Source organism: Vibrio sp. 1F263, from assembly GCF_041439035.1.
GTDB lineage: Bacteria > Pseudomonadota > Gammaproteobacteria > Enterobacterales > Vibrionaceae > Vibrio > Vibrio tasmaniensis_A.
Genome location: NZ_JBGONI010000053.1, coordinates 1 through 18,417 on the forward strand (window position 1 = coordinate 1; position 18,417 = coordinate 18,417).

The 18,417-nt window shown below is 42.9% G+C and carries 19 protein-coding genes; 12 read left to right on the forward strand and 7 right to left on the reverse strand.

The features are described from left to right. Nucleotides 1–584 precede the first annotated feature (584 nt). The 5 genes from ACED25_RS21215 to ACED25_RS21235 all read left to right on the forward strand — a co-directional run bounded on the left by ACED25_RS21215 (nt 585) and on the right by ACED25_RS21235 (nt 3,894). Nucleotides 585–1,748: a threonine/serine exporter family protein gene (locus tag ACED25_RS21215; RefSeq protein ID WP_009845522.1), complete on the forward strand. Its 1,164-nt coding sequence runs from the start codon at nt 585–587 to the stop codon at nt 1,746–1,748. 179 nt (nt 1,749–1,927) lie between these two features. Next, nucleotides 1,928–2,266 (forward strand): zinc ribbon domain-containing protein YjdM, encoded by a 339-nt coding sequence (locus ACED25_RS21220; RefSeq protein ID WP_004731484.1) that lies wholly within the window; start codon nt 1,928–1,930, stop codon nt 2,264–2,266. 99 nt (nt 2,267–2,365) lie between these two features. Continuing rightward, the gene (locus tag ACED25_RS21225; protein ID WP_017102892.1) at nt 2,366–2,788 is read left to right on the forward strand and encodes an N-acetyltransferase; all 423 of its coding nucleotides are present in this window, start codon (nt 2,366–2,368) and stop codon (nt 2,786–2,788) included. A 47-nt stretch (nt 2,789–2,835) separates the two neighbouring features. After that, entirely contained in the window at nt 2,836–3,330 is a 495-nt protein-coding gene (locus ACED25_RS21230; protein ID WP_371696024.1) for a GNAT family N-acetyltransferase, read from the forward strand. A gap of 93 nt (nt 3,331–3,423) precedes the next feature. Next, nucleotides 3,424–3,894, forward strand: coding sequence for a GNAT family N-acetyltransferase (locus ACED25_RS21235; RefSeq protein ID WP_017101368.1), 471 nt, complete (start codon nt 3,424–3,426; stop codon nt 3,892–3,894). A 47-nt stretch (nt 3,895–3,941) separates the two neighbouring features. On the opposite strand, the gene ACED25_RS21240 is transcribed toward ACED25_RS21235, so the two are convergent. Further along, complete coding sequence (locus ACED25_RS21240; protein ID WP_371696025.1) at nt 3,942–5,051, reverse strand: helix-turn-helix domain-containing protein; 1,110 nt, start codon at nt 5,049–5,051, stop codon at nt 3,942–3,944. A 20-nt stretch (nt 5,052–5,071) separates the two neighbouring features. Between ACED25_RS21240 and ACED25_RS21245 the strand changes: the two genes are divergently transcribed. Beyond that, nucleotides 5,072–7,078, forward strand: a complete 2,007-nt coding sequence (locus ACED25_RS21245; RefSeq protein WP_371696026.1) for a TonB-dependent siderophore receptor — start codon at nt 5,072–5,074, stop codon at nt 7,076–7,078. 246 nt (nt 7,079–7,324) lie between these two features. Here the strand turns inward: ACED25_RS21245 and ACED25_RS21250 are convergent, their stop codons facing one another. The 6 genes from ACED25_RS21250 to ACED25_RS21275 form a co-directional block, all read right to left on the reverse strand. Next, nucleotides 7,325–8,269, reverse strand: coding sequence for an ADP-ribosylglycohydrolase family protein (locus tag ACED25_RS21250; RefSeq protein WP_371696028.1), 945 nt, complete (start codon nt 8,267–8,269; stop codon nt 7,325–7,327). Between the two features lie 192 nt (nt 8,270–8,461). Next, nucleotides 8,462–9,388 carry an amino acid ABC transporter permease gene (locus ACED25_RS21255; protein ID WP_371696029.1) on the reverse strand — a complete coding sequence of 309 codons (927 nt, stop codon included), beginning with the start codon at nt 9,386–9,388 and terminating at the stop codon, nt 8,462–8,464. Nucleotides 9,389–9,521: 133 nt separating this feature from the next. Next, the gene (locus ACED25_RS21260) at nt 9,522–10,331 is read right to left on the reverse strand and encodes a transporter substrate-binding domain-containing protein (protein ID WP_012600468.1); all 810 of its coding nucleotides are present in this window, start codon (nt 10,329–10,331) and stop codon (nt 9,522–9,524) included. Between the two features lie 12 nt (nt 10,332–10,343). Beyond that, complete coding sequence (locus tag ACED25_RS21265) at nt 10,344–11,141, reverse strand: amino acid ABC transporter permease (protein WP_009845515.1); 798 nt, start codon at nt 11,139–11,141, stop codon at nt 10,344–10,346. Beyond that, entirely contained in the window at nt 11,141–11,887 is a 747-nt protein-coding gene (locus ACED25_RS21270) for an amino acid ABC transporter ATP-binding protein (protein ID WP_012600470.1), read from the reverse strand. The genes ACED25_RS21265 and ACED25_RS21270 overlap by 1 nt, the downstream gene beginning before the upstream one ends. 235 nt (nt 11,888–12,122) lie before the next feature. After that, nucleotides 12,123–13,271 (reverse strand): iron-containing alcohol dehydrogenase, encoded by a 1,149-nt coding sequence (locus ACED25_RS21275; protein WP_012600471.1) that lies wholly within the window; start codon nt 13,269–13,271, stop codon nt 12,123–12,125. 193 nt (nt 13,272–13,464) lie between these two features. Here ACED25_RS21275 and ACED25_RS21280 point away from each other — a divergent pair, with 193 nt between their 5' ends. The 6 genes from ACED25_RS21280 to ACED25_RS21305 all read left to right on the forward strand — a co-directional run bounded on the left by ACED25_RS21280 (nt 13,465) and on the right by ACED25_RS21305 (nt 18,222). Further along, a complete protein-coding gene (locus ACED25_RS21280; RefSeq protein ID WP_009845512.1) occupies nt 13,465–14,349 on the forward strand; it encodes an AraC family transcriptional regulator in 885 nt (294 codons plus the stop codon). Between the two features lie 663 nt (nt 14,350–15,012). Next, complete coding sequence (locus tag ACED25_RS21285; protein ID WP_371696031.1) at nt 15,013–16,260, forward strand: RidA family protein; 1,248 nt, start codon at nt 15,013–15,015, stop codon at nt 16,258–16,260. 214 nt (nt 16,261–16,474) lie between these two features. Further along, entirely contained in the window at nt 16,475–16,888 is a 414-nt protein-coding gene (locus tag ACED25_RS21290) for a lysozyme inhibitor LprI family protein (RefSeq protein ID WP_017102883.1), read from the forward strand. Nucleotides 16,889–16,989: 101 nt separating this feature from the next. Then, nucleotides 16,990–17,346: a hypothetical protein gene (locus ACED25_RS21295; RefSeq protein WP_017101361.1), complete on the forward strand. Its 357-nt coding sequence runs from the start codon at nt 16,990–16,992 to the stop codon at nt 17,344–17,346. 94 nt (nt 17,347–17,440) lie between these two features. Further along, nucleotides 17,441–17,590 carry a hypothetical protein gene (locus ACED25_RS21300; RefSeq protein ID WP_269334780.1) on the forward strand — a complete coding sequence of 50 codons (150 nt, stop codon included), beginning with the start codon at nt 17,441–17,443 and terminating at the stop codon, nt 17,588–17,590. A gap of 113 nt (nt 17,591–17,703) precedes the next feature. Next, nucleotides 17,704–18,222 (forward strand): GNAT family N-acetyltransferase, encoded by a 519-nt coding sequence (locus ACED25_RS21305; RefSeq protein WP_371696032.1) that lies wholly within the window; start codon nt 17,704–17,706, stop codon nt 18,220–18,222. Nucleotides 18,223–18,417 lie beyond the last annotated feature (195 nt).

Here is an 18,417-nt window from a genome sequence, read left to right on the forward strand (position 1 = left end):
GAATCGAACCCGCATCATCAGCTTGGAAGGCTGAGGTAATAGCCATTATACGATGTACGCACATCGTCTTAACGAGTTTGATAATGCCACATCTAACTGAAAACGAAACCTTTTTCTTTCATTTTTATTCTAAGTGCTCGCATAACCACCACTCCGCTAGTTTTTCCATCATGTTCGGCGCTTTTAGAGTGAATAAAATGTGACTAAACTCTCGTTAAACGTAGGGCGAGAAACAACAAAGACCCCTCCACTCTTTCTAAGACCCATTCAGTTGGATTTATAAACCTATTTTAGTGGTGTTTTCTCATCATAAAATCAACATAAATACAGGCAATTTGACCGTTAACATAAACTGATTTCCATTCGTATTTTGATGCCCAATAATAACAATCTGGATGCATTGTTTTAACTTGCCAGTCTGCCAAAGTATTCATCAAGCGAATCCGAAGCGGGTGGAGTTATAGTCTCCTCTAAGCGTTCGAAGGAAAAAGTAACGAATTTAGTTGATAATTCATGCAAAACTCTCGTCATTACGTCTATCGTTTGGTACATTTGCCGCACATTTTGTCTCCCCTAAAATTCCCATGCCTTCTCAGTTCCGAATTAACAAAATTGTTGAAATTGGTGACACTCTTCATCGCAGTGGTTGTGCTCCTTACAAGCTAGAGAAATACACCCAATTCTATGCAAAAAAGCATGGTGTTGATGTGATGATCCAAGCAACGCCAACCGCGATTAATTATCAATTTCCAGACGATAACAACGCCGTTATTCTTAAGCGTCTAAAGCCTGCTTCGATTAACTTGAGTTTGTTGGCCAATACCATCATTCGTATTAACCAACCGAGCAGTGAGCCTGTGCCAGAGCCTGTCGGTTACTCTAAACTTGTGACGGCACTGGCCAATATGGGTATTCCGCCAGCGTATCTGATGCTAATTGGCAGTACGTTAGAAGCGGTTGGCTTTTCTGCATTACTGGGTTTGATGGTTTGGGTATGTCAGCAAGTTCTTCATTCACGTCGCGCTATTGCGGTTGAATTCATCTCGGCACTATTAACGGGTATCTTCGTGGCATTTTTGGCAAGCACAGGGTTGCCGATCCCGGTGTGGGCGTTATGTATCGCTTCGATTGTCTTGTTTGTCCCCGGGTTATCCATAGCCAACGCACTAGAATGTTTGGCGTTTAATGATCTCGTCTCTGGTACCAGTTTGTTAGGGCAGAGCGCATTAACCCTGATAAAGCTGTTTGTCGGGATTATTATGGGGCTCAACATTGGTGAAGCGATATGGGGACAAGCGGTCTCCATTGACTATACGAATGCGGTTCCGACATGGATGCACATATCTGGTTTGGTGTTGATCTCGGTGTCGATTGGTGTGATGTTCAATGCGCGTCCTAAAGACATCTTACTTGGCTTGCCAGTGGCAGTTCTGGGTATGTGGGGGCCGTTCTATCTAGGTTTTGACAGTGGTTGGGTTGTCGGTACTTGGGTTACGACGGTTCTTATTACTTTGTACGGGACTTGGATTGCCAAGAAGATGGAGCTCACGGGCTCTATTTATATCGTGCAGGGGATCATCATCTTGGTCCCGGGTAGTCGAGTATTAGTGAGTGCCAGCCAGTCGGTGTTTGAACAATCGATTTTACCTATTCCGAGTATTGGTTTGTCGGCGTTGTTCATGTTCTCTGCAATTGTGGCAGGGCAAATCACCGCTTACTCGATTTACTCACCAAAAGTCGAACGTTAATCCGTTCCGCCTCCCAAGCCCTTAAACAAACACAGCTTAACGGTTGTGTTTGTTCGTTTTAGGCACTGCTCTTTTCTAAGTTAAATTACGCTACTGAAAATTGGTTCGATTTGTGCTCGCTAAGCCTAACAAGAGTCATTAAAATGGATGCAAATTTTATTTAAATGAAGTATTAACGTATGTCTTTACCTCCTTGTCCGCAATGCCAATCTGAATATGTCTACCCAGACCAAAACAACCTAATCTGCCCTGAGTGTGCCTATGAGTGGAACCCAGAAGAAGAGCGTTTGGAAAGAGAAGCCGCGCGTGTTAAGGACGTAAATGGCGTTGTATTGGAAAGTGGTGATAAAGTTACCTTCATTAAAGATCTAAAAATCAAAGGCAGTTCTAGCGTATTGAAAATTGGTACTAAAGCTGTGATTCGACGCATCAATGAAGGCAAAGATCACCAGCTAGATTGCAAGCTGGATGGTGGCGGTGAAATGCTGGTTACAGCGAAGTACGTTAAGAAGCAGTAACCATTGTTTCAAACAATTGTCGTAAATCTTCAATAAGTTTAAGTCGCTTCTCGGCATACTGACTCGCTTATTAAACCGCAATAAATCCAGAGAATTAAGATGATCAGACAATACCGTCCAGCCGATATTGAAACCGTTTTAGATATTTGGTTAACCGCTTCGATCAAGGCGCATGATTTTGTGGCTCCTGAGTTCTGGGAGTCGCAAGTGGGTAATATGCGCGACATATACATCCCTGCATCAATAACTTACGTGTATCAAATAGACGGTGAGGTTCGTGGCTTTTATTCGCTTTATGAAGGGATTTTAGCTGCGATCTTTGTGAGCCCGCAGCATCAAGGTTGTGGGGTTGGTAAGCAACTTATCCAACACGCGAAGCTTGAATGCCCGAATCTGTCTTTGAATGTGTATAAAGAGAATCAAGCGACCATTGAGTTCTACTTGTCTCAAGGTTTCTCTATTGTGAGCGAACAAGTTGATGAACATACAGGGCATCAAGAATACACCATGCACTTAGCTTAGACTTGATCGCTAAACCCGAAAGAGCAGTAACTAGGAATCGAAACTATATGGACATGGTCAAAGCTGATATTTCGTACTCAAGTGCCTTTTATCACTATGTGAATGCTTGCTCTGAGGATGGGTTAGAAATTTATACAGGTATTTCTGACAGTAGTGATACGTATTTAAAAAGGCGAGTCGCTTATTCAAAAGGTGAGGAACTGCCAGAAGGTTGGACTCCTGCTTCTACGTATTTTTGTATCGACTCTGGTCAAATCCTTGGTGTCATAAGAGTTCGTCATGGCACCAGTGAATACATTCATGACGTTATCGGCCATATAGGCTACGAGACTTTGCCACAAGCGAGAGGGCAGGGTATCGCAAGTCATATGTTGTCTTGGGTTCAACGCCACGTACTGACCGAAAACGCTATTATTACCTGCGAGTACGGCAATGTTGCGTCGCAAAAAGTGATTGAGAAGTGTGGTGGGCAGTTCTTAAATACCTTTTACTCAGAGCAAGATAAACACGAAGTTTTACGTTACCAACTAGAGCCAAAGTGAACATTTAAGCGTGGCATTTTTGCGTTTGATCGGGGTTACTATGTCCCGGTTTAAACGAAAATGAAGCCATAGCCAATTATTGTTGGAGATATTTTGAAGTATTCGACAAGACCTGCTCAGTCATCAGATTATGAATTTCTGTTCGAGCTGAAAAAGGCGGCTGAATTTGAGCCAATCAAAGCTGTTTTTGGCTGGGATGAGCAAATTCAACGAGATATACACGCCGAAGAGTGGGCAGAAGAACGACCTGAAATCATTGAATATCAAAGCAAAGCGATTGGCAGTGTGTTGCTGCAAGACAAAGGCGACCACTTCTATTTTTGCCGATTCTTCTTGCTGCCTGAGTATCATGGAAAGGGAATTGGTAGCCAAGTACTGAAAGACTTCTTAACTAAGGCTGATTGCTTAACTAAGGCTGACAGCCTCAATAAACCCGTCGAACTATGCTATTTACAAGGCAATCGAGTTGGAGATTTGTATCTGAGGTTTGGATTTGAAATTACTTCGCAGAATGACCAGTTTGTTTATATGTGGCGGTCACCTGGCCAACATAGCAGATGTTAGATATAGCCTTTTAAAGTTATAGAACAAATAGTTTTATATCAATGTAACTAAGTCTTAATCGCTATGTCTTGTGGCGGCACACCGAAGGTTTTCTTAAAAGCATTGGTGAAATTAGAAGGGTGCTGATAACCCGCTTCATAGGCGGCCTCGGTGATTGAAACCAACCCTCGTTCTAAATGCTGGCGTGCGATCTCTAATCGTCTCAAACGGATGTAACCGTTGATTGTCATGTTGTATGACTGCTTAAAACGCCTTTGAATATTAGATACACTCATCGAAAAATGCTCAGCAAGCATTTTTAGGCTCAGCTCTTGGTCGAGATGAATTTCAATAAAGCAGATTACAGCCTCAATTCGTTCGTCATAACTTTGATGTTCAATGTTAGTTACACGTGTCGCTGGTTTTATTATTTTTGGTTTAGTTTGGTGAGCCAGACAGCAAGTTTGTGGTAGTTGATGCATCGAATTCTCAAGGATCTGTTGAGTTAAGGATTCTATATGCAACTTCTGATGGAAGTTATTGGGTGAAGAGCAAGTTGTCAAGTCTTGTGTAAGCTTCCAGATTTCTTCCGTCACTTCTAATTGGAAGTTGGCATTATGTGTATTGATGAAATTTCGGCATTTACACTCTTCGGTTACTCGAGATTCGAACCATTTTGGTTTGACTAAGATATTAATCTTATTGAGTTTATTGCTTGCTGTCATCACTCGACGGAAATTGGCGGGTTTAGTGAGGTTGACCACCACACCTTGAGGTTGATGAGTGGCATCGAGATCAAATTCGAGATCATCGTAACCAAATGACAGCTTACCTTCCAAAAGAATGGTGATCAGAACTGAAGCGTGAGCGGTAGAGATGATCTTAGTATCGACGAGCTCAATACAGCGGCCACCGTGGATAAATATTAGTTCATTATATTGATAAGAAAGAAATTTCCCCTCAGCCAGTGATGTCTGTGTAGTTTGACCTTGTGTGACAATAATCTGCTTTTCTGTTTGCTCCAACTTTTTAGTCAGAGTGACTTTGCCAATTTTAGCCCGTTTAGACGTTACTTCACTCATTTGACCGTTCCTCATAACAGCTGTGCGTTTTTGCATAAGCAAATCATCTGTGCATTTATAGGTTACAACTCTATCATGATTGATAATTATTATCATTTACATCTAGGATTGAATCTATGGAAAGCCCAGTCAGATCAACAATTAAGCTTTCAGCCCTCTATATCGCAATTGCCAGCACGTTTAGTAGCTCTGTTATTGCCGAAGAAAGTACATCGCACTTCGATGAAGTTGTGGTTTGGGGAACGAAAGTCTCAAGCAACACTGAATCGATCATTGCAGATGACATGTCACTGAAGCAAGCTGACCATATGTCAGATTTGCTGCGCGAAATCCCCGGTGTTGATGTTGGGGGAACGCACTCGATCAACCAGCGAATTACGATTCGCGGCCTAAGCGAAACTGACTTAGACATTCGATTGGATGGCGCTTCTCAGCACGCCAACATGTTCCATCATATTGGTAATTTGACTCTTAACCCTGACATATTGAAATCAGCGGATATCCAAGTAGGTAACAACTCGGTGACGCAAAATGGGTTAGGCGGTTCAGTGCTGTTTGAAACCAAAGATGCCAAAGATCTACTTCGCTACGACGAGACTTTTGGCGCTCGTGTTTATGGCGGGTATGCCACGAATGCAAGCCAGCAAGGTTCACTTACTGTGTATGGTTTGTTGTCAGATAACGTCGATGCCATGCTTTACAGTCATTACATGAGCCGTGACAATTTTGAAGATGGTGATGGTACTGAAACCTTTGGCTCAGAAGGGGATGTATACAATATTCTAGGTAAGATTGGTTTTGAGCCAAGTGACTTACACCGTTTTGAACTCTCTTATGATATGTACCGTGATAACGGTGATTACAGTCCACGCCCTGATATGTCGGGTGGTACGAACGTGGGTTTGTCTAAAAACATCCTCATTCCCACCGATTACAACCGTGACACCATCACGGCCAGCTATGAGCTGCGTGGTGAAAGTCATCAAGGTAACGTGACTCTATACAACACGGAAACTGAGATTCAGCGAGATGAAAGTGTTATGGCACCACGTTGGCCTTCTAATCGCTTATCCAAAAACACGGCTAAAAACCAAAACTTTGGTCTCAACGCAAAGTTCCAATCCGATTATCGCCTGATGTCGTTTGATAACATCGCGACTTATGGCTTTGACTATATGGACAAGTCATCGAGCAGCTATTACGGCAGCAGCAAGTTTATGGACGAGTCAGCAATCTCTACAGCCCTTTTTGTTGAAGATCAGTTCTACTTTACTCAAGCATTCTCGGTCACGGCAGGGCTTCGTTTTGATGATTACCAACGTAAAGCAGAAGTTGGTAGCGAAGATTTTGACGATGTAACTTGGTCGTTGGCCACTCAATGGGATGTTACTCAAGATTGGACGCTGTTCGCGAGTACACGTTCGTTGTTCAAAGGCCCGGAGTTGATGGAGAGCTTTATTGCTTACCAAGATGTCGCTTATTTGGCTAACGATCTGAAGGTTGAGACAGGGCAGAACACGCAAGGTGGTGTCCGTTTCGATAAACGCTTGGATAATCACTTTATTGGTGCCAACCTGACAGTATTCCAAACTAATATTGATGACTATATTGCCGAAAAGTATCAACGTGCAAGTAAGAGTTATTTGATTTATAACCTAGGTGACGTTGAGATAAAGGGCTTCGAGGCGAGCTTATCTTATGGCTACGAGATGTTTAACAGTAAGCTGTCCTATGCGCTTTCAGAGACTAAAAATAAAGACACAGGCGGTGCAGTCGCAGGTGGCAATGGTCGAAGTATTGATATGGGTGACAGCATTACGCTGACACTCGATTATCAGTCTGAAGCGCTTGAGACTATCTTTGGTTGGAATTCGATGTTTGTTAAAGATGAAGACAACGTATTTGATGGTCAGCCGATCAAAGAAGGCTATGACGTTCATAACCTGTTTGCTCAGTGGGTGCCTTCGAATCTTGATGGATTGTCTGTCACCTTTGGTATCGATAACGTGTTTGATGAGCAATACACCTCACACGCTTCTCGTTCAGGCACGGCAAGAGGCTTTACCTTGGATGACTATGAACCAGGCCGTAACTACAAGCTTTCAGCTGCGTATCAATTCTAGAGAAGGCTCCAATTCTTAGATTTGGTTAGAGCGATTAACTCACGGTTGTAGGGACCCGGACAGTTTATCGACCAAAACTGAAGCTTATTTTAAGTCGGTCGTTTAAAGCATTCATTTAAGTCATTATTTTTAGTGATTACTTTTAGTGATTACTTTTATTGATTACTTTAGGTGATTAGTGAAAAGAAAAGCGCCTCTCAAGCAAGGAGTCGAGAGGCGCTATCGCCTTATTTGTTATTGTGGGAATCACTCAATAGGCAAAGACAGCACACCACAATTGAGTTCTACTTGGCTCAGCCATTCTGTTGGAATCGCTCCGTCTTCTTCGTAGAAACACGCCGCTAATACCGCGCCAATCACAATCGCACGCCCGCAGCTGTCACCGCCACATAAGATATTGTCTCGAATACCTTGTTTATAGCTCTGAGCACCCGCAATGATGCGAATTAGCAAGGGAAATGCGGCACTCAGTTCACAATGCAATCCAAACTTCTTCGCGGCATCTGTTATTGAAAGCTCAGGTTCAGCCAATGCTTCATCGATTTGATCATGTATAAATCTGCTGCAAGTTTGTCGCACCATTTCTACGGACTGTAATGGTGAGTTGCCTTGAATCGCTGCTTGAATCAACAGGGTGATGGCTTGCGCCCATTCCACGGCTTTGTCGTTGTTGTTGGTCACTCGTACCGCGCTCTCTACCATCGCTGGTAAGGTGTGAGAGGTATAAGTACAGGCTACTAATGGAATGATCTTTGAAACTGCGGGGAGCTGCGTATCGTCTGCGCCACAGGCAGTAATCGGGGCGCCCTCTAGTTCTAATTGATGGATGTTCAGCAAGCTCATGCGCGTCGCTTTATCAATGTAGCCTTGCCAACTACCACCGAAATCAAACCATTTGCGGAAATGTTGAATATAGCTCGCTTCATCGTATTTTTGGTTGTCGACTAAACTATCGACCATCGCTAATAACTGAGCACCATATTGCGATTGCTCGCCTGCGGTTTTACCTTGGTGCGCAAAGTAGCCTTTGTCTTGATAATCGAACCGATTCGGTGAGCGAAATTCTGGCTCGAAACCAGCCACGTGTAAGATCCTCTCTTGGTCATACAGCCAGTGCAACCCCATGGAAGCGGCGTCTCCAACCAATGCGCCGACAACGGCGTAAAAAGCTCTTTCTTTATGATTGTCCATGTTGAGTGATGTCCTTGAGAAGAATCAACGTAGTTCGATACTTCAAGTATAGTGATTAGACGAGTATTTCGCTGTGTTTCTAAGAAGAAATATGAAGGGATAAATCCCGATTGGTCAATAGCTTAAACCAATCAGGTGAACTTGATAAGGGAAAGGAATGGTCGGGCGAGTCGGTACTATTAATTAATGACGTTACTGATGGTTAAGGTAAGCACTAGAACGTTGTTCAATCACTTTGAACAGACGCGAAAGCGCAAAGCATAAAGCAAAATATACGAAGCCTACAATCAGCCAGATCTCGAAGATCAACCCCGATGAGTTTGCCATCTCAGTACCAACAAACGTCATCTCTTGGAGCGAAATCAGAGACACAATCGACGTGTCTTTAACCAAGGAGATTGCTTGGCCTGCCAATGGTGGGGTGATGGCAGTTAATACTTGTGGGCCAACCACAAATCGATACTTAGACAATGCAGACAAGCCAAGCGAATCGGCCGCTTCCCATTGGCCTTTAGGAATACCTTCTAAACCCGCTCGAATCACTTCCGCAATGTAAGCCGAAGAGAGCAAACCAATACAGATAACACCAGACGCTAAGTTTTCCCAAAGGTTAGCTGGGCCGAACAGGAAACCTTGAACAGCGTTAATCTCGCCATTGTGTTCACGTAAGATACTTTCTAAACCAAGTAATGGAATCAGTTGGTTAGAAACGAAGAAATAGAATATGAAGACAAACACCAGTGGCGGAATATTTCGAACCAACTGGATAAAAATCAGTGCCGGTGTTTTGAAGAAAGCGATCTTTGAGTGTCTTGCTACACCTAACAATGTGCCAAAAGAGAGTGCTAACACCATACTCCAGACACTCAAGCGCAGTGTAGCGATCAAGCCTTGGAAGAAGTAGGGAATACTGCCTTGAGAAGGTGGAATGAAAATTAGGGTAAACGCATCTTCCCAGCGCCACTGGTAGTTGATACCAACAGCAGAACGATAATAAAGCCAGCCTGCAAACACACAAATGACAGCGAGTAACACGCCATCCAAAAGGTTAAGGCGTTGATACCAAGGCTTCATATAAACGTTGGGCTTAGGTGTTGTTAATGCGCTAGTACTACTCACGTCATTCCTGTTTAAACAATAATAATTAGTAGGCTGTTTTGTTGAGTTTTAGATCATCATTAAAGCGAATCAAGTTGCCGAATCGAGGCAGTGCAGACAACGCACTGCCTCGATTCACTAGCAAAAGTTCAGATTACTGACCTTGAGCAATCTGGTCCTGCCAATCTAGAGTAGAGAACCAGTACTCGTAACGCTCTTTCAACCAACCGTCTTCAGTACGTGCTTTGATCCATTCGTTGAAGAATTCTGCCTTGTCAGTTTCACCTAGGCGAACTGCAAATGCTTCGTTACCTTTTGATAGACGCTCTTCAAATGGAATAAATAGCGTGTCTGCATTTTTGATCGTTTCGTGTTCTGGTTTCGGGCTAGACGCGATAACCGCGTGCGCGTTGCCGTTTAACACTTCTTGGAATGCTTGAGCATCGTCATCGAACTGTAGAACTTTCGCTTTAGGGAAGGTTTCACGAGCGACTTGAACCGTGAATGCTCCACGACGTGCTGCAATTTTTACGCGGCGAGAATCAAAATCAGAGATCTGAGTAAAACCTTCCGCTAGCTCTTTGTTAGCCGCCAGTTGAACGCCAGAGTGCGAGTAAGGTTCAGTGAACAATACGCTTTTAGCTCGCGCTTCAGTGATAGACATACCGCCGATGATTACATCAAATTTTTTCGATAATAGAGAAGGGATAATACCGTCCCATGCCGTAGGTACAAATTCGACTTTCCAACCAGAATCTTCGGCAAGGCGTTTCGCCACGTCGATTTCAAAGCCAACGAGATCGCCTTGTTTGTTACGCATCGCCCAAGGAACAAATGTCGACATCCCAACGCGCAGTGAGCCACGTTCGTTGATTTTATCGAGGTTAGGCGTTTCAGAAGCAAGTGCAGGCAAACTTACGGCAAGCGCAAGTAGGGCTGTAATCGCGGTTTTAAATAGCTTCATGCTGATAAATCCTTATTGTGTTCGCCAGTTAGCCCCGAGCTTATGCTCAAGCCAAGCAGCAACGGCAGAAAGTGAAAGTGTAAGAGCAAGATAAATGATCGCCACAGAGAACCAAATCTCGAATGGCATCGCGGTTTCAGAAACAATGTTTCTGGCTTCAGTCGTCAGGTCAAAAATAGCCATGACACTCACAATTGAAGAGTTTTTAATAAGAGAGATCACTTCATTAGTCAAAGGTGGCAAGGTACGTTGCACCACCTGAGGAAGAATCACATCCCAGTAAGTATAGGTCTTTGATAAGCCCAAGGATTGAGCTGCTTCAAATTGTCCTCTCGCAATACCATTTAAACCGGCACGAAATATCTCGGCGGTGTAAGCGCCTTGGAAAAGTGCCAAGGCTAAAACGGCAGTGCTAAAGCGATCCAGCCCTAACACGGGGCCAAATACAAAATAGAGCAAATAAATTTGTACTAATAACGGCGTGTTACGAATCAACTCAACATAGCTGGTGGCTAAGGTGCGTCCAACCACAGAATTTGAGTTCCTCAATAGCGCCGTCGTTAAACCAATGATCAGCGTAGCAACCAAAGAAATCAGAGAGATATTGATGGTAACCAGTAGCCCTTCAACTAATTCTGCAGGCCACCATTCACCATCTTCATAGAAAGCAATATAGTCCGGCACACGCTCCCATTGCCAGCTGTATCCCATGGTTTGTGCGCCAGAGTCGAGAATCCAAACAACAGCAGCCACCAGTACAACAATCTGTACCAAAGCAGATAGGGCGGGTTTAATAATTCGAATCAACATCAATAAGTCAGGATCTGATTTAGGAACGCTTGAGTACGTTCATGTTGAGGGTTTTCAAAGAGCGCTTGTGGCGTATTCGATTCCACAATTTGTCCTTCATCCATGAAGATAACGCGGTCGGCCACTTGTTTCGCAAAGCCCATTTCGTGGGTCACACACACCATGGTGATACCTTCGCTCGCCAGTTCAACCATCACGTCGAGCACTTCGTTGATCATCTCCGGATCAAGCGCTGAAGTCGGTTCATCAAAAAGCAGTAATTCAGGCTTCATGCACAGCGAACGGGCGATAGCTACACGTTGTTGCTGACCGCCAGAAAGTTGTACTGGGTATTTGTTGGCTTGTTCAGCGATGTGTACGCGCTCGAGATAGTGCATTGCAAGCTTCTCGGCTTCTCGTTTGCTTTTTTTCAGCGTACGTATTGGAGACAGAGTCAGGTTTTCAAGCACGGTAAGATGGGGGAATAAATGAAAATGCTGAAACACCATTCCGACTTGGCCAGGTGTGTTGAATTTACTCGGAAGTACTTGTTCTAACACGCAAAGCTCGCCACTTTCGAAAGGTTCTAGCTGATTGATACAACGGATTAAAGTTGATTTACCCGAACCTGATGGCCCGCAAATCACCAGTATCTCTCCTTGTTCAATCTTTAAATCGATATCCTTTAGGGCATGAAAATCACCATACCACTTGTTAAGTGACTTAAACTTAACCATTTCCTTGAGATTGTTCAAATCGTTGTTCATACCTAATAAAGAGACAGGTTTACCTTAACAATATAGAAATATGATTGCACATTAAATTAAGGACTTATGAGAATTTAATAGCATCTTGTAGGGCAAATTAAAAAGCAGCGCCTGATTTGGACGCTGCTTGAGGATATACGCAAAGGCAAAGAATTTGGTTCAGTTTCACGGAATAAATTTTTAGATTATGGTGATTTTCTTTAGAACCTTGTTTTCCTTGCTTTAATTTTGACTGCTATTGAATTGCAGACTCTAAAATCTCACGCGTTTTCTGAGGCGTGATTGCTTTGTTCTCGCCAAGCTCTAGGTAACCGTGTGATTCAAGTTGAGCAACAACGTTGTCGATTGCTGCCGCTTTAGTTGCTTCGTAACCGTCGAACATAGTTGCAACGTCTAGGCTGTGGTAGAAGGCTTCGATTGCAGCAATAGTGCGCTCGGCTAAATCAGCACCCGCTTCTAGGCCAAATACGTTGCGACCCATTTGCTCTAGCTTGCCACGCTTCGCTTCGATTTGATTACGAAGTAGTGAAGGTTGAACAATCGCAAGAGAACGTGCGTGGTCTACGTGCCATAGTGCTGTGAATTCGTGGCCAATCATATGTGTTGCCCAATCTTGAGGAACGCCAGTACCAATCAGGCCGTTAAGCGCTTGGTTTGCAGTCCACATTAGGTTTGCACGCCATGCGTCGTTGTCACGCTCGTCGTATTGCTTACCCAGTACAAGTAGGTTCTTAAGCAGTGTTTCTGCGTAACCGTCTTGAACCATCGCGTCTGTTGGCATTGTGATGTATTGCTCACATACGTGAACCCACGCATCAACTAGACCGTTGATCAGTTGGCGTTCAGGTAGAGACTTCATTACATCTGGGTCCATAACCGCAAACTTAGGCTGTACCGCAGGGTTCATGAATGCCAGTTTCTCTTGAGTTTCTTTACGAGTGATTACCGCACCCATGTTAGATTCAGAACCTGTCGCAGGAAGTGTCAGTACCGCACCAATTGGTGTCGCTTCTGTTACTTGGTGTTTACCCGCTAGGATATCCCAACCGTCGCCGTCGTATTTAGCCGCTGCAGCAACGTACTTAGAACCGTCGATTACTGAACCACCGCCAACTGCGATAATGAACTCTACGTTTTCTTCTTTAACAAGAGCGACGGCTTTATCTAGCGTCTCTTTGGTTGGGTTAGCTTCAACACCAGCGAACTCAATCCAAGCGTGATCCTTTAGAGAAGCGACAACTTGGTCGTAAACACCGTTGCTTTTGATTGAACCGCCACCGTAGATGACTAGTACTTTCTTCGAAGTATCAACCGCTTGGCTGATAGCGTTGATTTGGCCTTGGCCGAAGTGGATAACTGTAGGGTTAACATAAGTGAATTGCATTAGAGATTCCTTGTGTAAAGCTCAATTTGTTATTTTATTTGATTGCTCAATTTCTATATTTGCATATTAGTACAGTAATCTAGGGTGATGAAGAGCTGATCCTCCAAATAAATTGCCTATTTCTACAAAAATGATATTCTTTCTCTGCTTTAGCTTACTTACTCTTAGCACTTGGAATGGAAAGTCGCCACTTATGAAAACACTCGCGCAGTTGTTACAGTCTTATGTAGAACACAAAGGTTGGGATGATCTCGAAGGGATCAGAGAAACTGAAATTGGCGGTGTGTGGTTGTATAGAAGCAGTGGCGGGAATCAACGTCAGCCATTCACTTACCAGTCGGGTATTATCATGCTCGGGCAGGGCAAAAAGAACATCTATATTGGCGATAGACCCGTTACTTACGCTGCTGGTGATTATCTTGTGGTAGGCGTGCCAATGCCATTGGAGTGTGAAGCCTTACCTGTAAATGGCGAACCATTGCTTGGTTTGTCGATAAGCATCGATTCTCAGCGCTTGCACAGCTTAGTCAAAAAGCTGGAAGACCAAGGCTTTCTAGAGAGCTACTGCAACAAGCACAAGCAGAATTCGAGCGGCTTAGAATCGACGCCAATGGAAGAGCAAATGCTGGAGAGCTTTACTCGATTGGTCAAAACTCTACATTGTGACATTGAAGCCAATATATTGGGCGATGCCATGGTCAGCGAAATTGTCTACCGCGCCCTAACCGGTTCAGAAGGGCGTGTGCTGTTTGATTTAGCTCATCATGACGGCCATTACGCACGTGTCGCTAAAGCGCTGTCTAAAGTGCATGAAGAGTACGACCAAACCATCACTGTTCAATCGCTTGCCGACGAAGCCAACATGAGCGTGTCTGCCTTCCACAATGCATTCCGTAATGTCACTTTTGAATCTCCTCTTCAATATTTGAAGAAGGTAAGACTCAACAAAGCCAAAGAACTGATTCAGCTAGAAGGCCTTCGCATCAGCGATGCTGCTCGCCGAGTCGGCTACTCGAGCCCATCCCAATTCAGTCGCGAATTTAAGCGCCACTTCAATACCACTCCAAGAGCGGTTTAGCTCTTCTTTCAACGAAACTATCTGTTGAGAGCTATGGTGTTGAGAGCTATGGTGCCAAAAGCTATGGTGTCGATTGCTCTTCGTTGATGCCATCGTGATTCCTGAAAGCCCATGTCTTGGCTGAACACCATACTTCTCATGTCATCCCCCTGAGTCTCATATTTGTTGAATTATATGAGTAAATGTATCTAATCATAGGTATTGTCAGATTGTAGGTATTTGATTCTCGAATATATTATTAACGTACTTATATAAAATAAGCTCTCGAAAATAATTAATTAAATAGCCTAAGAGTTTATGCACGGGTATAAGGGATAAAGTTACTAACCTAGCTAGTAACGGAGTTTTAGTGTGAACAACCTATCAAATATCATCTAAATTTTGGTAATTATCCTTTCAATTACCTGAGAGAGTATTCAGGATTATTGAATAGACTTAAAATTAAAGAGAATTTAGCAGTTGATAAAGCCTAATGTGACGGATAATTAGTCGCTTGATGACTAATTATCCTGTAACTTGCTGATTTATAGTCAACTGAGAGTCTGATGGATATCACGTTTACCCTAAAATAATTCACTTAACATGGCGCTACTTTAATCATTCTTTCCAATACGATTGTTCAATATAAATACGTATTACTATATTATTAAAAGGATAATTCCGATGAGTAGCGATATCATTAAAATTTCAAGAAATACTGAAAATGCACCAATTAATTCTGTATCTACACAAACGGTCGCTTTTTCTCATTATAATAACTTTTCAGCTCAATTACCTGTTGACCCTAAAACAGGTGAAGTAGTGATTGGTGATATTAAAGACCAAGCAGCACAATGCTTAAATAATATTAAGGCCATTGTTGAAAGCATCGACCATGTTATGGATGATGTTGTGAAGATTAATGTTTTCGTTAAGAATGTTTCTGATATCGATGCTATTGATGAAGTTTACAAAAGCTTCTTCCAAAACAGCCTCCCTACACGCACAGTCGTGGGCGTAGCTGCGCTACCGAACAGTGACGCTTTAGTTCAAATGGATGCGCTTATTTCAAACGGCGAAGGCACTAAACCACAAGCACCTTGCGCGCTAGTTAAGGTATCAAGAAATACAGATAACGCGCCTCAAAGTACTGTATCGACGCAGACTGCGGCTTTTTCTCACTACAACAACCTTTCGGCTCAATTGCCTATCGATGTAAATACAGGTGAGTTGGTTTCAGGTGGTATCACAGAGCAAACGGCACAATGTCTATCAAACATTAAAGCGGTTCTAGAGAGTATCGGTCATGTCATGAATGATGTGGTTAAAACGACTATCTACGTGAAAAATATCGCAGATGCGGAAGTGGTAAATGAAGTATGTGCTAAATTCTTCCCAAGCTACGTTCCTGCTCGTACCGTTGTTAACGCCGCTGAACTACCAATGGGCGCTTTAATTCAAATTGATACATCCGTTTCACATGGCGACGGTACACCGCCGCAATTACCAGAAGACACTCGCTTGTTGGTTATTGAAGCTAATAATACTGTCGATGCCCCTTTCATGGCTTATTCGCACACTGTTGCTTTCTCTCACTACAATCATATTTCAGGCCAATTACCTTTAGACCCGAAAACAAATGAAATGGTTGCTGGTGGTGTAAAAGAGCAAGCGGAACAATGTTTACAAAATATTAAGGCGATCATTGAAAGTGTTGATCATAGTATGGACGATACTGTGAAAATTAATATTCAGCTTAAAAATGTTTCAGACATTGATACAGTGAACGAGGTCTACACAACATTCTTTAATGCTGAATTACCGGCAAGAACGGTGGTTGGGGTTTCAGAGATTCCTATGAATGCTCTAATTCAAATTGATGCAGTCGTTTCCAACTGCGAAGGTACACCACCACAAGATGTTATTGCTTAAACATAATTAAACCCACTTCAAACTAAGCGGTCAGATTGTCGGTGATGATCTGATCTGCTCCTTCTTGAAATTGTCGGCTTGTGCCGAACACTCTCATACCGTTAGAAATAGTTAGTCAAACGTTTAGCTAGCCTGAGCCCGAAGAAATGATCAATACTGGTGATTCGAATTACTGCTTGTCGAGTAGATATCGCAGATTTGAACTGTATTGGAGATGCTTTTGAAAAAGTCATTAATTGTACTGGCGTTAGTTACTACATCTTGTTTCGCTGTTGATGATGAAGACCCTTGTAACGTTGAAGGTGGAGGGGTTACTGCGGGTTATCTGTGTGTCGAAGAGAAAATGAAAGTAGCAAATATCGATCTCAATAAAACATATCAAGAAGCCATTATGCGAATAGTCGAGGAAGAAACCGAATTGCAAAAAATCGAGTTTCACATCGATCTAGAAGGACCTTTCCGAAGAGCTCAACAAGCTTGGTTGAAATACAGAGACGCAGATTGTGAATTTATAGGTCAAGCGTATACGCCTTCCGTTTGGGCCGGGGTTCAAATCGAAGAGTGTAAGCTAAGAATGATTTTAGAGCGTATCGAGTATTTTGAAGGTACCTATTCAGTTCCAGATTGAAGAAGCTTAAACTTGATTCTGGGTAATTAAGTTGGGGTTCATAGAAGCGATGTACCAAGAACCGAAAATAGAATTAGAATGTGAGAAAGAAAATTAAGTGTATGCAATTTCGAGTTATTTTATTGTTGTGCCTAGCGATAGTCGGGTGTTCATCTAATCAAGAGCTAACACCTGATCCGACAACTATCACGCTTTTTTATGGTGAGACGTCGATCTCGGCGGGTGTGTTAGAAGATAAAACATTTAATTCGGTTCTAGCCGATAGAAGAGAGAGTGTTACTCTCTCGGGCTCACTATCAAAGCAAAACTCAGGTTACTTAGTTGATATCTTAGTGATCAGAGAAAATAGAGCACCACGTTCAAAGCGCCAATTAAACACCTTACTTCTTATGAAGCCGGGAGAGTTAGTGGATGTTGGCGGTGTGAACAATGATGTGTTCAGAGTCATTTTAGAGTAACAATCCCGAAGTAATCAATTAATGTGAAAGTTTTCTTTACCTCAACCTAACTTCAAGTCTTAAGCTTCTTTTACCCAATAAGAAGGAGCTTATTATGCAAAATAACTACGTAAAAGAACTCGCCGTTAAAACTTACCAAGAAGAACTTCAGAAAGAGTACGTTAAATCTAAAGCTAGGCCATTCCACGGCCCGAGTTTTATCGGCGGCGTACTGTTGTCAGTCGTGTTGGTTGGGTTGTTTTAGTCGATGAAGTACGGAATTCTTGCCCTTTTGTCAACTTGCGGCCCCTAGAGTCCTTAAGTCATAATCGTTTTTGGTGAGGAGAGGTTTTTAAATTAACCGTTGGAGTATTTGTTATGGATGTATTTTTGCATTTACTTCAAACAAGTGATGCTAGTGCGCTCTTGGAATTTGAAGTAGACAATAGAGATTGGTTCGAGATGTCTGTACCACCACGGAAAGAAAGTTTTTATTCACTTTCAGGTGTAGAGAAGCAGATTGCTAGTTTTTTAGCGGAATATGAAAGTGATGAGATGATTCCTATGTTGATAAAAGATGAACAAGGGATTATCTGCGGTAGGATTAATGTACGTGACATCGACGAACACGGAGAACGAGGAGAGCTAGGCTATCGAGTGGGTCACTCCTTTAGTTCTAAAGGCATTGCGTCTAACGCGGTGAGGAAGTTACTTATCTATTTGGCGGAGCAATCTTCCCTTAAATATGTGGATGCCTATGCGTTAGGGGGTAATGTCGGTTCCAACAAGATTTTATCCAAGGCCGGTTTTGGCTTAGTAGAGCGTGTAGATAATTACGCGTTATTCAAAGGGCAAAATCAAGACGCTAATTATTATCGTAAGGTGTTAGCTGAGTAGGTGAGTATCAGTGCCTTATTCATTAGAAGCTGGCAGCGTCCTTCTAGCCAGCTTATGGTTTTATGTTACTAAAAATAGATCTTTAGGTTTACGGCCACTTATTAGGTTTACATTTACTTCTGAGGTTTGTTACGTTCGATTAGGCTTTGTTGCGTAATTAAATTTAAAGATAGAACAACCCCGTTTCGCGTATTT

What these genes read in the sequence shown, in the direction of transcription:
- ACED25_RS21215 (WP_009845522.1), top strand. Translation starts at nt 585, where the DNA reads ATGCCTTCTCAGTTCCGAATTAACAAAATTGTTGAAATTGGTGACACT.
- ACED25_RS21220 (WP_004731484.1), top strand. Translation starts at nt 1,928, where the DNA reads ATGTCTTTACCTCCTTGTCCGCAATGCCAATCTGAATATGTCTACCCA.
- ACED25_RS21225 (WP_017102892.1), top strand. Translation starts at nt 2,366, where the DNA reads ATGATCAGACAATACCGTCCAGCCGATATTGAAACCGTTTTAGATATT.
- ACED25_RS21230 (WP_371696024.1), top strand. Translation starts at nt 2,836, where the DNA reads ATGGACATGGTCAAAGCTGATATTTCGTACTCAAGTGCCTTTTATCAC.
- ACED25_RS21240 (WP_371696025.1), bottom strand. Translation starts at nt 5,051, where the DNA reads ATGATAATAATTATCAATCATGATAGAGTTGTAACCTATAAATGCACA.
- ACED25_RS21245 (WP_371696026.1), top strand. Translation starts at nt 5,072, where the DNA reads ATGGAAAGCCCAGTCAGATCAACAATTAAGCTTTCAGCCCTCTATATC.
- ACED25_RS21250 (WP_371696028.1), bottom strand. Translation starts at nt 8,269, where the DNA reads ATGGACAATCATAAAGAAAGAGCTTTTTACGCCGTTGTCGGCGCATTG.
- ACED25_RS21260 (WP_012600468.1), bottom strand. Translation starts at nt 10,331, where the DNA reads ATGAAGCTATTTAAAACCGCGATTACAGCCCTACTTGCGCTTGCCGTA.
- ACED25_RS21265 (WP_009845515.1), bottom strand. Translation starts at nt 11,141, where the DNA reads ATGTTGATTCGAATTATTAAACCCGCCCTATCTGCTTTGGTACAGATT.
- ACED25_RS21270 (WP_012600470.1), bottom strand. Translation starts at nt 11,887, where the DNA reads ATGAACAACGATTTGAACAATCTCAAGGAAATGGTTAAGTTTAAGTCA.
- ACED25_RS21275 (WP_012600471.1), bottom strand. Translation starts at nt 13,271, where the DNA reads ATGCAATTCACTTATGTTAACCCTACAGTTATCCACTTCGGCCAAGGC.
- ACED25_RS21280 (WP_009845512.1), top strand. Translation starts at nt 13,465, where the DNA reads ATGAAAACACTCGCGCAGTTGTTACAGTCTTATGTAGAACACAAAGGT.
- ACED25_RS21285 (WP_371696031.1), top strand. Translation starts at nt 15,013, where the DNA reads ATGAGTAGCGATATCATTAAAATTTCAAGAAATACTGAAAATGCACCA.
- ACED25_RS21290 (WP_017102883.1), top strand. Translation starts at nt 16,475, where the DNA reads ATGCTTTTGAAAAAGTCATTAATTGTACTGGCGTTAGTTACTACATCT.
- ACED25_RS21295 (WP_017101361.1), top strand. Translation starts at nt 16,990, where the DNA reads ATGCAATTTCGAGTTATTTTATTGTTGTGCCTAGCGATAGTCGGGTGT.
- ACED25_RS21300 (WP_269334780.1), top strand. Translation starts at nt 17,441, where the DNA reads ATGCAAAATAACTACGTAAAAGAACTCGCCGTTAAAACTTACCAAGAA.
- ACED25_RS21305 (WP_371696032.1), top strand. Translation starts at nt 17,704, where the DNA reads ATGGATGTATTTTTGCATTTACTTCAAACAAGTGATGCTAGTGCGCTC.